The following is a 12,716-nucleotide window of genomic DNA, read 5'->3' as shown; positions in this document are numbered from 1 at the left end:
CCCGTCCGCGTACGACTGCGCAGCACTGTAATCGAACGGGAACGGCTGGTTCAGGGGCGGAACGGTATGTACGGAGTGGCTCCGGCGGTCACTTTTGAACAGCTATCTGCGGGGACCTCCGGGGATCTCCGGGGTCCGGGCCACGTCCGCGGACGCGGGACATCCCCGACCTGATGCGGGACCTGCCCGGCGGGCCGACGACCACCCGCAGACGTCCCCGGACGGCCGGGGCGTCTCCGGCCGCCCGGCCGGCGAACGCGGCCGGGCAGCCGGCGAACGGATCAGTCCGGCAGCACCGGCAGCAGCTCGGGGAGGTGTCCGTCGGACGTGGCTGCCGCCCGCTTTCGTTCCTCGGGGACTTCCCCGTACAGCGTGTTGCGCGGCTTCGCCGGCCGGCCCGCCAGTTCGGCGATGGCGACCAGGTCCTGGATCGAGCGGTAGGAGCCGTAACTCGACCCCGCCATGCGGGAGATGGTCTCCTCCATCAGCGTGCCGCCCAGGTCGTTCGCACCGGAGCGGAGCATTTCGGCCGCGCCCTCCGTGCCGAGCTTGACCCAGCTGGTCTGGATGTTGGTGATGTGCGGGTGCAGCAGGAGCCGGGCCATGGCGGTGACGGCCCGGTTGTCACGGTCGGTCGGGCCCGGGCGGGCGATGCCCGCGAGGTAGACCGGTGCATTGGTGTGGATGAACGGGAGCGTCACGAACTCCGTGAAGCCACCGGTCTCCTGCTGGAGGCGGGCCAGGGTCCGCAGATGGCCGAGCCAGTGGCGGGGCTGGTCGACATGCCCGTACATCATGGTCGATGAGGAGCGCAGCCCCACCTCGTGGGCCGTCCTGATGACTTCCAGCCAGGTCGCCGTCGGCAGTTTCCCCTTGGTGAGGACCCAGCGGACCTCGTCGTCCAGGATCTCCGCCGCCGTGCCCGGGATCGAGTCGAGTCCGGCCTCCTTCGCGGCGGTCAGCCAGTCGCGGATGGACATGCCGGTGCGGGTCGCGCCGTTGACGACCTCCATCGGGGAGAAGGCGTGCACATGCATGCCGGGGACGCGCGCCTTCACCGCCCGCGCGATGTCGAAGTACGCCGTGCCGGGCAGGTCCGGGTGGATGCCGCCCTGCATGCAGACCTCGACGGCACCGACGTCCCACGCCTGTGCGGCCCGGTCGGCGACCTGGTCCAGGGAGAGCGTGTACGCGTCGGCGTCGGTGCGCCGCTGGGCGAAGGCGCAGAACCGGCAGCCGGTGTAGCAGACGTTGGTGAAGTTGATGTTCCTGGTGACGATGTACGTGACGTCGTCGCCGACCACGTCACGGCGCAGCGTGTCCGCGATCCGGCACAATTCGTCGAGCGCCGGGCCGTCCGCGTGGAGCAGGGCGAGGGCCTGGTCGTCGGTGAGCTTCGTCGGGTCGTCGGCGGCCTGGCCGAGCGCGACCTTCACGTCGGTGTCGATCCTGGACGGGACCATTCCGGGGGCGGCGGCCTCGCGGAGTGCCTCCCAGTCCCCGTAGACGTCGTCGAAGTCGTCGCGGCGGTCGCCGGTTCGGCCCTCGGTGTCGATGGTGCGGTGCAGATCGGTGCGGCCGGAGGCGTTGAAGCCCTCGTCGGGCTCCTGCCACGGCAGACCGACGGGGATCGCCTCTTCCTTCGCCAGCCCGGTCTCCGGGTCGGCGAGCGCCCGGACGTGCGGGAGGAGGCGGGGGTCGAGCCAGGGCTCGCCGCGCTGGATGAACTCCGGGTAGATGGTGAGCCGTTCACGGAGTTCGAAGCCCGACTCGGCTGTCTTCGCGGCGAGTTCGTCGATGTGCGGCCATGGACGCTCGGGGTTCACATGGTCCGGGGTGAGCGGTGAGACGCCGCCCCAGTCGTCGATCCCGGCGCCGATGAGCAGTGCGTACTCCGCGTCGACGAGGTTCGGCGGGGCCTGGATGCGGGCGGACGGGCCGAGAATGTGCCGGGCCACGGCAATGGCGGCGGCCAGTTCCTCCAGTTCGGCGTCCGGCATCCCGCGCATCGCCGTGTCCGGCTTGGCGCGGAAGTTCTGGACGATGACCTCCTGGATGCCGTGGTAGGCGCGGGCGGTCTTGCGCAGCTCGAAGAGGGATTCGGCGCGCTCCTCGTACGACTCGCCGATCCCGATCAGGATGCCGGTCGTGAACGGGACGTTGGACCGGCCCGCGTCCTCCAGCACCCGCAGCCGTACCGCCGGCTCCTTGTCCGGGGAGCCGTGGTGCGGGCCGCCCGGCTCGGACCACAGGCGGGTCGCCGTCGTCTCCAGCATCATGCCCATGGACGGGGCGACGGGCTTGAGGCGCTGGAGGTCGGTCCAGGTCAGCACGCCGGGGTTGAGGTGCGGAAGGAGTCCGGTCTCTTCGAGTACCCGGATCGCCATGGCGCGTACGTACGCGAGGGTGTCGTCGTATCCCTCGGCCTCCAGCCACTCCCGCGCCTCGAGCCAGCGGTCCTCGGGGCGGTCGCCGAGCGTGAACAGTGCTTCCTTGCAGCCCATGGCCGCGCCCTTGCGGGCGATGTCGAGAACCTCGTCGGGCGACAGGAACATCCCGTGCCCGGCCTTGCGGAGCTTGCCGGGGACAGTGACAAAGGTGCAGTAGTGGCACTTGTCGCGACAGAGCCGGGTCAGCGGGATGAAGACCTTGCGCGAGTACGTGATGACGCCCGGCCGGCCCGCGGCTTCGAGGCCCGCGTCCCTCACCCGGGCGGCGGACGCGGCAAGGTCCGTCAGATCGTCGCCGCGTGCCTGGAGCAGGACGGCGGCCTCGGTCACATCGAGGGCGACACCGTCACGGGCCCGTTTGAGCGCGCGCCGCATGGAGTTGGTGGTCGGGCGTGCGCGCTGAGGATCGGTCATGAACCGAGCATACGAGCGAGGTGGGCGGGCCGATGAAGCCCGTCCGGGGTTCGGGGGCGAAACGGACGCCGCTGCCGTGGCCCGTCCGGCGACACCCCGGTCCCCGGGGCGCCCCCTCCGGTACCTGGACGCCCCCCAGCCCGTCCGGCGCTTGAGGACGGACCGGGGCCCGGTCCCGGGGCGCCCTGTCGGGGCCGGTGAGCACCTGGGCCTGTGGGGGTTCGCCCGGCGCGAGGCGACCGTCGATTCCGGCTCACCGGATCCAGGGTTCCGTCCTCGAACGCCGGACGGGCCGAAAAGGGCCTTCGGGCGCGCGCCCGGAGGCGAGGACCGGTTGTCAGCCCTCTTGGTCCGCGCGGAGCGACAGGTTCAGTCGGTCGCTCGCCAACCGCATGTGTTCCGCCATCGCCGCATCCGCCGCCTCGGGATCACCCGCCCGGATCGCGTCGAGCACCGCCCCGTGCTCATGAAGCGTCCCGCTCACCGTGCCCTCGATGTCGCCTGCCCGCTCCATCCAGACCTGGAGCAGCGCCCGGATGGAGTGCAGGATGTCGCTCAGCACCGTGTTGCGGGCGATGTTCGCGGTCTCCAGGTGGAACGCGATGTCGGCGTCGATGAACGCCTTGACGTCCGTGCCCGCCTCCCGCATCCGCGCCAGATGGCCTTCGAGTCGTTCGACGTCCGCCGGCTCCGCCCGTTCCGCGGCGAGGCGTGCGGACATGCCCTCCATGAACGTACGGACCTCCACGAGGTCCTGCGTACGGCGCTGACCGAGCATCAGGCCCCAGTTGATCGCCCGTGGCAGGAACTCCGACGTGCCGTCGCGCACGTACGAGCCCGAGCCCGGCCGGATCTCGATGATGCCGAGCACGTCCAGCGCGGAGAGTGCGCCCCGGACGCTGGACCGGGCGACGCCGAGCGCCTCGGCGAGCTGCCGTTCGGCGGGCAGTCGGGTGCCTGGCTTCAGGTTGCCCTCGGAGAGGTGGTCGAGGAGCCGCTTGGCCACCTCGCTGACCGAGGACTCGCGTACGACGGGGCGCAGGAGCGAGGTGAAATCTGGCGCTTCGGGCTGCATGGACACGTCGTCCAGTACATCAGACGTCGCCCGATGTGCACGGGTCGGGCGGACCATATCGCGCTCATCGGTCCTGTTGGGGTGCTCGTCGGAGCGACGTACGTCACTTTGGTTAATTGGTGACCAATTTTGGATTCGGGGCTAGCGTGTGAGCTGTTCGCCGGTCGGACCGCCGCGGCTACTGCCGGCCCCGCCCGCTGCCGACAGTGACCAGAGCCGGACAAAGCTGTCCGGGAAGCGAGGAGTCTCCATGGGCGCCACTGCGCATTCAGTCGAGAGATCTGCCGTCGAGCGGTCGACGATCAAGAAGGTCTCGATCCGGCTCGTCCCCTTCGTGGCCCTGATGTTCTTCGTGAACTATCTGGACCGGACGGCCGTGTCCTTCGCCGAGCCGAACGGCATGGGCCAGGACCTCGCGCTCACGGCGGCGCAGTTCGGCTTCGCCTCGGGCGTCTTCTTCATCGGCTACATCATTCTCGAAGTGCCGAGCAACATGGCTCTGCACAAGTTCGGCGCCCGCCGCTGGCTCGCCAGGATCATGGTCTCCTGGGGCGTCGTCGCCCTGCTCTTCACCTGGGTGCAGAACAGCGAGCAGCTGTACACGCTCCGCTTCCTGCTCGGTGTCGCCGAGGCCGGATTCTTCCCCGGCGCGATCCTCTTCCTGAGCCAGTGGGTGCCGTCCCGGCACCGGACGAAGGTGCTCGGCCTCTTCTACCTGGCCCAGCCGCTGACCACCGTGATCGGCGCCCCACTGGCCGGCTGGTTCATCAATCAGCACGGGCTGTTCGGCCTCGAGGGCTGGCGCGTGATGTTCCTCGGCGTGTCCATCCCCGCGATCCTGCTGGGCGTCATCGCCTGGTTCTACCTGATCGACAAGCCGGCCGACGCGAAGTGGCTGACCACCCCGGAGAAGGAGTGGCTGACCGCCGAGCTGGCCGCCGAGAACGCCACGAAGACCGGCGCCGACGAGAAGTCCGGGCACGGGCGCGAGGCGCTGAAGGCCGCGTTCACCAACAGCCGTGTCTGGACCCTCGCGCTCATCTACTTCGGTTTCATCTACGGCCTGTACGCCCTCGCCTTCTTCCTGCCGACGATCATCAACGGCTTCCAGGACCAGTTCGACACCTCGTTCAGCGTCATGGACAAGGCCCTGATCACGGCGATCCCGTATCTCCCGGCCGCGATAGTCCTCTTCTTCTGGTCGCGTCACGCCACCAGGCACGGCGTCGGCACGTGGCACATCGCCGGCCCGGCCGTCGTGGGCGGCATCTCCATCCCGATCGCCCTCTACATGGGCTCGCCCGCCGCGACGGTCGCCGTCATCACCGTCACCGCGTGTGCGATCTTCGCCGCGCTGCCGGTCTTCTGGTCCGTGCCGTCCCAGTTCCTGACCGGCGCCGCCGCCGCGGCCGGTATCGCCCTGATCAACACCGCGGGCAATGTGGCCGGTTTCGCCGCCGGCTACGTCACCGGCTGGCTGAAGGACTTCAGCGGCGACTACTACCTGCCGATGTTCCTGGTCGGCGCCTTCATGCTCATGTCCGCCGCACTGATGCTGTGGCTCGCCGGCCGGTCCAAGGACCGCGACGCGGGCCAGGGCCGGTCCCTCGTGGAGGCCCACTGATGACCCGCCTGTTCAACGACCCCGCCGCCTTCGCCGACGAGGCACTCGAAGGGTTCGTCGCCGCCCACCCCCACCGGGTCCGTCAGGTCCCCGGCGGGGTGGTCCGGGCCACTCGCACCGCCCCCGGCCAGGTCGCGGTCGTCGTCGGCGGCGGATCCGGCCACTACCCGGCCTTCTCCGGCCTGGTCGGCCAGGGCCTCGCGCACGGCGCCGCGGTCGGCAATGTCTTCGCCTCGCCCTCCGCCCACCAGGTGCGGCAGGTCGCGAAGGCCGCGCAGACCGGCGGTGGTGTCCTTCTCGCGTACGGGAACTACGCGGGCGACGTCCTGCACTTCGGGCAGGCGGCCGAGCAGCTGACCGCCGAGGGCATACCCGCCCGGACGCTCGGCGTCACCGACGACATATCGAGCGCCTCCGTGGCCGAGGCGCACAAGCGCCGCGGGGTCGCGGGCGACCTGGTGGTCTTCAAGGCGGCCGCGGCCGCCGCCGAGGCGGGACATGATCTCGCCGAGGTGACCCGGATCGCCGAGCTGGCCAATGCCCGCACGCGTTCCTTCGGTGTCGCATTCTCCGGCTGCACGCTGCCGGGCGCGGACCACCCGCTGTTCACCGTCCCCGAGGACCGGATGGCAGTCGGGCTCGGCATCCACGGCGAGCCGGGCATGGGAGAGCAGCCGGTCCCGAGCGCGGACGAGGCCGCCGAGCTGCTGGTGAGCACGGTGCTGGGCGAGCTGCCCGAGGGTGTCGAATCCCCGCGCGGGCAGCGGGCCGCCATCATTCTCAACGGCCTCGGCTCGGTGAAGTACGAGGAGCTGTTCGTCGTCTACCGCCGGGTCGCCCAGCTGCTTCATGAAGCCGGTGTGGAGGCCGTCGACCCCGAGGTCGGGGAGTTGGTGACCAGCTTCGACATGGCGGGCGTCTCGCTCACCCTGTGCTGGCTGACGGACGAACTGGAACCGCTGTGGACGGCTCCGGCGGATGCCCCCGCGTACCGCAAGGGCACGGTCGAGGCGGCCGACCTCATCGCCGGGACCCCCGCCCAGCAGGCCGTCGAGGAGCCGGTCCGGGCCGCCACCGAGGAGTCCCGCGCCACCGCCCGTACCGTCCTCGCCGCCCTGCGCACCCTGAAGTCCACCGTCGACACGCACGCCGACGAACTCGGCCGGATCGACGCGGTCGCCGGTGACGGCGATCACGGCATCGGCATGCAGCGCGGATCCACGGGCGCGTACGAGGCAGCCGTCCGCGCCGAACAGCTCGGCGCCGGTGCCGAAACGCTCCTGCACCGGGCCGCCGACGCCTGGGCCGACAAGGCGGGCGGCACCTCGGGCGCCCTGTGGGGCGTCATCCTCCGCGCCATCGGCACCGCCCTCGGCGACACCGACCGGCCCACCGCCCCCGTGGTCGCCGCCGGAGTCGCGGAGGCGGCGGCGGGCGTGATGCGCCTGGGCAGGGCGGAGGTCGGCGACAAGACGATGGTCGACGTCCTCGTCCCGTTCGCCGAGGCGCTGACCACCGCCACCGCCGACGGGCAGCCGCTGTCCACCGCCTGGGACACGGCGGCGAGCACCGCGGCCGCCACCGCGGCCGCCACCGCCGACCTGCTGCCCCGCATGGGCCGGGCCCGTCCGCACGCCGAGAAGAGCCTCGGCACCCCGGACGCCGGGGCGCACTCCCTCGCCCTGATCGTCCGCGCCGTCCACCCCGTTCTCGCACCCACCCTGGAGATCCACTGATGTCCGACAAGCTCCGTATCGTCGTCGGTTCCGACGATGCCGGTCACACGTACAAGGAAGCCCTCAAGAAGGACCTGGAGGCCAGCGACCTCGTCGTCACCGTCACCGATGTGGGTGTCGACGCCGACGGACACACCGCGTACCCGAAGGTGGCCATCGCCGCCGCCGAGATGGTCGCCCGCGGCGAGGCGGACCGCGCCCTGCTGGTCTGCGGCACCGGTCTCGGTGTCGCCATCGCCGCCAACAAGGTCAAGGGCATCCGCGCGGTGACCGCCCACGACTCGTTCTCCGTCGAGCGCGCGGTCCTCTCCAACAACGCCCAGGTCCTCACGTTCGGACAGCGCGTCGTCGGTCTGGAACTGGCCCGTCGGCTGGCCGCCGAGTGGCTGACGTACCGCTTCGACGAGACGTCCGCGTCCGCCGCCAAGGTCGCCCTCATGCGGGACTACGAGAACCAGCAGGAAGCAGCAGCCTGATGCCCGCCGCTTCCACCGCTCCGGCGCCGATCACGATCGGGGTGAGCCTGAAGATGTACTTCGGCCACCACCAGACCCTGAACTGGGCACGCCGGATCGCCGACACCGCCGCCCGGCACCCGGCCGTGACGACCGGTGCCGCCGAACTGTTCGTGCTGCCCGCGTTCCCCGCGCTCGTCCCCGTCACCGGCATCCTCGCCGGCACGGGGGTGCGGACCGGGGCGCAGGACCTGGCGACCGAGGACACCGGCCCCTACACCGGCGAGGTCAGCGGCGCCCATCTCAAGGAGATCGGCGTGAGCTACGCCGAGGTCGGCCACGCCGAACGCCGCCGGCTCTTCGGCGAGGGCGACACGGTGGTCGCGGCCAAGACGGCCGCCGCCCTGCGCAACGGCCTCACACCGGTCCTGTGCGTCGGTGAACTCGACCGGGTCTCCCCCTCCGGGGCGGCCGCCCGCACGGTCGCCGAGGCAGAGCGCGTCCTGGCCACGGCAGCCCATGACGGCGCCCCGGCCCCGGTCGTCCTCGCGTACGAACCGCAGTGGGCGATCGGCGCCCCCGAACCGGCGTCGTCCGAGCACATCCGTACCGTCTGCGCGGCCCTGGACGAATGGCTGTCCACGCAGCCCGCCCTCGCCGGCAGCAGGGTCATCTACGGCGGCAGCGCGGGCCCGGGACTGCTCACCGAACTCGGCACCGGGGTCGGCGGTCTCTTCCTCGGCCGGTTCGCCCACGACCCGGCGGCGGTGGAACGCATCCTCGACGAGGTCCTGGCCCTGCACTCGACGGCAGGAGCGGTCTGATGGCCTACGGACTGAGCACCTACGCCTTCTTCTGGCGGATCTCCGAGCGCGCCCCGCAGCCGCTCACCGTGCACGACATGCTCGCGCAGACCCGTGACCTGGGCGGCGAGGTCTTCCAGATCTGCGACTACCCGCTGATCGAGACGTTCGACGACACGCAGCTGGACGCGGTACGCGCCACGGCGGCGGAGTACGGCATCACGCTGGAGCTCGGTACCCGGGGGGTGAGCCCCGCGCACCTCGCCACGTATCTCCGTATCGCGCAGCGTCTGGGCGTCACCCTGGTCCGCTCGATGATGAACACGGCCGACCACCGGCCGACCGTGCCGGAGGCGACGGCCCTGCTCCGCAAGGCCGTCCCCGGCTACGCGGCGGCGGGCGTGACGCTCGGCCTGGAGACGTACGAACAGGTCTCCACCGACGACCTGCTGTCCGTCGTGCGCGGCGTCGACAGCCCGTACCTCGGCGTCGTCCTCGACCCGGGCAACAGCGTCGCCCGGCTCGAACGCCCGGTGGACGTCGTCGACGCCACCGCCCCCCACGTGGTGAACATCCACGTCAAGGACTTCTCGTTCTCCCGCCGCGACGGCTGGGTCGGCTTCACGTTCGCCGGCTGCCTCCTCGGCGAGGGCCTCCTCGACTACGACCACATGATCGACAAGGTCCGGCCGGCCGAGAAGGGCATCAACCAGATCGTGGAGCACTGGCTCCCCTGGCAGGGCGACTTCACCGAGACCGCCCGCCTGGAGGACCAGTGGACCCGGCACAGCATCAACACCCTTATGAGGAGCAAGTAATGGCCACCGAAACCACGACCGCATCCACCACCGTTGCCGTCATCGGGGCCGCCGGCAAGATGGGCCAGCGCGTCTCCAACAACCTGGTCAAGAGCGACTTCACCACCCTCTTCGCCGAGAACTCGCCGAAGGGCCAGGAGCTGATCCGCGAGCTCGGCCGCGAACTGACCGACGGTGCCGAGGCGGCCGCCCGGGCCGATGTCGTCATCCTCGCCGTTCCGGACGTCGTGCTCGGCAAGGTCTCCGAGCAGCTCGTCCCGGTCATGAAGCCTGGCGCGATCCTGCTGACGCTGGACCCGGCCGCCGCGTACGCGGGTCTGCTGACCCGCCGCGCGGACGTCCACAACGCGGTGGCACACCCCTGTCACCCGTCGGTGTTCCTGGAGCGCACGACGAAGGAGGAGTGGGCCGACACGTTCGGCGGCATCGCCGCCCCGCAGGAGGTCGTCGCCTCCTTCGAGCCCGCCGCCGAGGTCGCCGACCCGAAGGCCCAGGAGCTGGCCGAGGCAGTCATCTCCACGATGTACGCCCCGGTCGTCGAGGTCCACTGGGTGACGGTCAAGCAGCTCGCGGTCCTGGAGCCGACCCTCGTCGAGACGATCGCCTGCATGGTCGGCGCGCTCCTGACCGAGGCGCTGCACGAGACCGTCCACACGGTGGGTGTCCCGGAGAAGGCGGCCCGCGCGATGCTGCTCGGCCACACCCAGGTGGCACTGGCCAACACCCTCAAGGGCTCCAACCCGTTCTCCGACGCATGCCTGATCGCGATGGACTACGGCCGTGAGTCGATCGTCCGCGACGACTGGAAGAACGTCTTCAACGACGACGAGCTCGACAAGGTCATCACGCGGATGCTCAAGATCAAGGAGATCAAGCGCTGACCCGCACTCCCCCGGTCCGAAATGGGGCTCTCCTGTCGCTTCCGTGGGTCGCTGACCAGGGCTGATACGCAGAACACGCCGTAGCCCGGCTACGTTTCGACTTGCGACAGTACGAAACGGAAGAACCTGGATACGGCGTGCGATCTGCAAGCATATGGACTCGGCTGCTCGGAGTCGAACACACGGTGGTCGCGTCGGTCGAGGCCGAGGAGGGCAACGGCGCGGAGGCGGGCCCCTGGGATGTGGTGATCGTGGCCCATGCCCGCCCGGCGAAGAGGCGGCGGCAGCGGTGCGGGGTCTGCGGTCGCCGGTGCGCCCGGTTCGACAACGGCGAGGGCCGCCGGCGCTGGCGTGCCCTGGACCTGGGGGTGGTCCGGGCGTTCATCGAGGCCGACGCGCCGCGGGTATCCTGTCCCCAGCACGGTGTGGTCGTCGCCCACGTGCCCTGGGCCCGCCACGGTGCCGGGCACACCCTGGCCTTCGACGACACGGTGGCCTGGCTGGCCACGCACTGCTCGAAGACCACGGTGGTCCAACTGCTGAGGATCGGCTGGCGCACGGTCGGCGGCATCTGCGCCCGCGTGTGGTCGGACGTCGAACAGCGCGTGGACCTGCTCGCGGGCCTTACCCGGGTCGGCATCGACGAGATCTCCTACAAGCGGCACCACAAGTACCTGACCGTGGTGGTCGACCACGACAGCGGCCGGCTCGTGTGGGCGGCGGCCGGCCGGGACAAGGAGACACTGCGGTCCTTCTTCGACCTGCTCGGACCTGAACGCTCCGCGAAGATCACCCACGTGTCCGCGGATGCCGCCGACTGGATAGCGAAGGTAGTCGCCGAGCGCTGCCCGCAGGCGGTGCGGGTGATGGACCCGTTCCACGTCGTGCAGTGGGCCACCGACGCCCTGGACACCGTGCGCCGCGAGGTCTGGAACGCCGAGCGCGGCGGCAAGGGCCGCGCCACCCCGGGCTCGAAGTCACTGAAGAAGGCCCGCTGGGCCCTGTGGAAACGCCCTGAGGACCTCACTGAACACCAGCGCGCGCAACTGGAGTTCATCGCGAAAGCCCACCCCGTCCTGCACCGCGCATACCTGCTCAAGGAGGCCCTTCGCCTGGCGTTGAAGTCCGGCCCCGACACCCCCGAGGCCCTCCTCGACTGGGTGTCTTGGGCCCGCCGCTCCCGACTGGAGCCCTTCGTCAAGCTGCAACGGGCCATCGTCAAGCACTGGGACGCCATCACGGCGGCAGCCGAGCACTCCATGAGCAACGGGATCGTGGAGAGCATCAACACCAAGATCCGCCTGATCACCCGCATGGCCTTCGGCTTCAAGGACCCCGCAGCGCTCATCGCACTGGCCATGCTCAGCCTCGGCGGCCACCGACCCCACCTACCAGGGCGTCAAGCTGCATGAACCTACCCACGGAAGCGACAGGAGAGCCCGAAAGGGGCCGTGGTGCGGCAGGGGAACCCGAACCGGGTTACCCACGGCAACTAAGCACCAGGGCTGCCGACTTGCCTCGGCAGATACCCATCACTCGAACCGGGGGACGCACATGAACTGGACCGGACGATCCGCGGGCGTGCTGCTGGCGGCGAGCATGGTGATCTCAACAGCCGCGTGCACGGCTGACAGCAGCAGCGGCGGGGCGGCATCGGGTTCCTGCGTCAACCGGTTCACCTACCAGGAACGAACGTACCGAGACGTGGCGAACGTCGACTTCACCGTCGCGGCGAAGCTCGGCGTCGCCACCCAACCTCCCTGCAACGACACCGGCGGCCAGAAAAAGACCGATGAGGCGGGGACTGCACAGACTGCTTACGAGGTGCAAGGCATCTCGCCCGAGGTGGCCATCGCAGTCGGGGACACACCCGCGGAGGCCTCGTTCTTCGCCGCCTACTCCGGCGCAGACCTCCCGCCCGAGGTACAGAAACTGATGGACGGCTCGTGATGCGGAGCGTGACACGAGCACGGCCCGTCAGACCGCGACAGGGTCGCGGGCCCGGGTCGTGCTCGACAGGCTCGACGGGGGCATCGCCGAGATCCTGGCCGCCAAGGCACGGCTCGACTCCGCTGAGGCGTTCCGGGACGCCGCTCAGTGGCTCGACGCCTACGCCAACTCCCTCTACCGCTCCGTCAAGAACAACCGTGACGGACATGCGCTCGCCGCCCGCCTCGACGCCGCCGACAGCATCGGATTCCTGCTGGAACTGCTCTTCGCCCTGGACCGCCGTCCCCGCCCCTACAACAAATACCTGGAGTGGGAACTCAGCCGGTACCCGCTGCCCGGCTGGGACACCGACCCGCTGCTGGAGGCCTTGGACCGCATCTCGGCAACGGGCGGCGTGTCCCTTCAACGGAGCCTCTTCGCCCGGATCGAGGCAACGGCCCGGCACGCCGGCCACGGCGCGGTGCTGGACGCATGGGGCGAGGACCTGGAGCTGATGCGACCGCGGTAGCG

Annotated in this window: 10 protein-coding genes and 1 pseudogene; 9 read left to right on the top strand and 2 right to left on the bottom strand. The window is 70.3% G+C overall.

The genetic code is table 11. The features are described from left to right. Positions 1-281 precede the first annotated feature (281 nt). Both OG395_RS30815 and OG395_RS30810 read right to left on the bottom strand, forming a co-directional pair. Positions 282-2,864, bottom strand: coding sequence for a bifunctional FO biosynthesis protein CofGH (locus OG395_RS30815; protein WP_327245840.1), 2,583 nt, complete (start codon positions 2,862-2,864; stop codon positions 282-284). A 337-nt stretch (positions 2,865-3,201) separates the two neighbouring features. After that, on the bottom strand, positions 3,202-3,939 hold the full coding sequence (locus tag OG395_RS30810) for a FadR/GntR family transcriptional regulator (protein WP_327245839.1): 738 nt from the start codon (positions 3,937-3,939) through the stop codon (positions 3,202-3,204). Positions 3,940-4,189: 250 nt separating this feature from the next. On the opposite strand from OG395_RS30810, the gene OG395_RS30805 reads away from it, so the two are divergent. The 9 genes and pseudogenes from OG395_RS30805 to OG395_RS30765 all read left to right on the top strand — a co-directional run. Beyond that, complete coding sequence (locus OG395_RS30805) at positions 4,190-5,563, top strand: MFS transporter (RefSeq protein ID WP_327245838.1); 1,374 nt, start codon at positions 4,190-4,192, stop codon at positions 5,561-5,563. Beyond that, positions 5,563-7,299: a dihydroxyacetone kinase family protein gene (locus OG395_RS30800; RefSeq protein ID WP_327245837.1), complete on the top strand. Its 1,737-nt coding sequence runs from the start codon at positions 5,563-5,565 to the stop codon at positions 7,297-7,299. Before OG395_RS30805 ends, OG395_RS30800 begins: the two co-directional genes overlap by 1 nt. Then, a complete protein-coding gene (locus OG395_RS30795; protein WP_266984601.1) occupies positions 7,299-7,775 on the top strand; it encodes a ribose-5-phosphate isomerase in 477 nt (158 codons plus the stop codon). Before OG395_RS30800 ends, OG395_RS30795 begins: the two co-directional genes overlap by 1 nt. Next, positions 7,775-8,578 (top strand): triose-phosphate isomerase family protein, encoded by an 804-nt coding sequence (locus tag OG395_RS30790; protein ID WP_327245836.1) that lies wholly within the window; start codon positions 7,775-7,777, stop codon positions 8,576-8,578. Before OG395_RS30795 ends, OG395_RS30790 begins: the two co-directional genes overlap by 1 nt. After that, positions 8,578-9,375 carry a sugar phosphate isomerase/epimerase family protein gene (locus tag OG395_RS30785; protein WP_327245835.1) on the top strand — a complete coding sequence of 266 codons (798 nt, stop codon included), beginning with the start codon at positions 8,578-8,580 and terminating at the stop codon, positions 9,373-9,375. Before OG395_RS30790 ends, OG395_RS30785 begins: the two co-directional genes overlap by 1 nt. Beyond that, on the top strand, positions 9,375-10,256 hold the full coding sequence (locus tag OG395_RS30780; protein WP_327245834.1) for a phosphogluconate dehydrogenase C-terminal domain-containing protein: 882 nt from the start codon (positions 9,375-9,377) through the stop codon (positions 10,254-10,256). Before OG395_RS30785 ends, OG395_RS30780 begins: the two co-directional genes overlap by 1 nt. A 137-nt stretch (positions 10,257-10,393) precedes the next feature. Next, positions 10,394-11,668, top strand: a complete 1,275-nt coding sequence (locus tag OG395_RS30775) for an ISL3 family transposase (protein WP_327241761.1) — start codon at positions 10,394-10,396, stop codon at positions 11,666-11,668. Positions 11,669-11,810: 142 nt separating this feature from the next. Beyond that, positions 11,811-12,206 carry a DUF6281 family protein gene (locus OG395_RS30770; RefSeq protein WP_327245833.1) on the top strand — a complete coding sequence of 132 codons (396 nt, stop codon included), beginning with the start codon at positions 11,811-11,813 and terminating at the stop codon, positions 12,204-12,206. 43 nt (positions 12,207-12,249) lie between these two features. Continuing rightward, positions 12,250-12,714 (top strand): annotated as a pseudogene (locus OG395_RS30765) (hypothetical protein); the annotation flags it as partial. Positions 12,715-12,716 lie beyond the last annotated feature (2 nt).

This window comes from Streptomyces sp. NBC_01320 (genome assembly GCF_035974375.1).
Taxonomy (GTDB): domain Bacteria; phylum Actinomycetota; class Actinomycetes; order Streptomycetales; family Streptomycetaceae; genus Streptomyces; species Streptomyces yanii.
This window is presented reverse-complemented; position numbering and strand designations above follow the sequence as displayed.

Excerpts from the sequence above, each read along its gene's own strand:
- OG395_RS30790 (WP_327245836.1), top strand. The coding sequence starts at position 7,775 with ATGCCCGCCGCTTCCACCGCTCCGGCGCCGATCACGATCGGGGTGAGC.
- OG395_RS30780 (WP_327245834.1), top strand. The coding sequence starts at position 9,375 with ATGGCCACCGAAACCACGACCGCATCCACCACCGTTGCCGTCATCGGG.
- OG395_RS30770 (WP_327245833.1), top strand. The coding sequence starts at position 11,811 with ATGAACTGGACCGGACGATCCGCGGGCGTGCTGCTGGCGGCGAGCATG.
- OG395_RS30810 (WP_327245839.1), bottom strand. The coding sequence starts at position 3,939 with ATGCAGCCCGAAGCGCCAGATTTCACCTCGCTCCTGCGCCCCGTCGTA.
- OG395_RS30815 (WP_327245840.1), bottom strand. The coding sequence starts at position 2,864 with ATGACCGATCCTCAGCGCGCACGCCCGACCACCAACTCCATGCGGCGC.
- OG395_RS30785 (WP_327245835.1), top strand. The coding sequence starts at position 8,578 with ATGGCCTACGGACTGAGCACCTACGCCTTCTTCTGGCGGATCTCCGAG.
- OG395_RS30805 (WP_327245838.1), top strand. The coding sequence starts at position 4,190 with ATGGGCGCCACTGCGCATTCAGTCGAGAGATCTGCCGTCGAGCGGTCG.
- OG395_RS30795 (WP_266984601.1), top strand. The coding sequence starts at position 7,299 with ATGTCCGACAAGCTCCGTATCGTCGTCGGTTCCGACGATGCCGGTCAC.
- OG395_RS30800 (WP_327245837.1), top strand. The coding sequence starts at position 5,563 with ATGACCCGCCTGTTCAACGACCCCGCCGCCTTCGCCGACGAGGCACTC.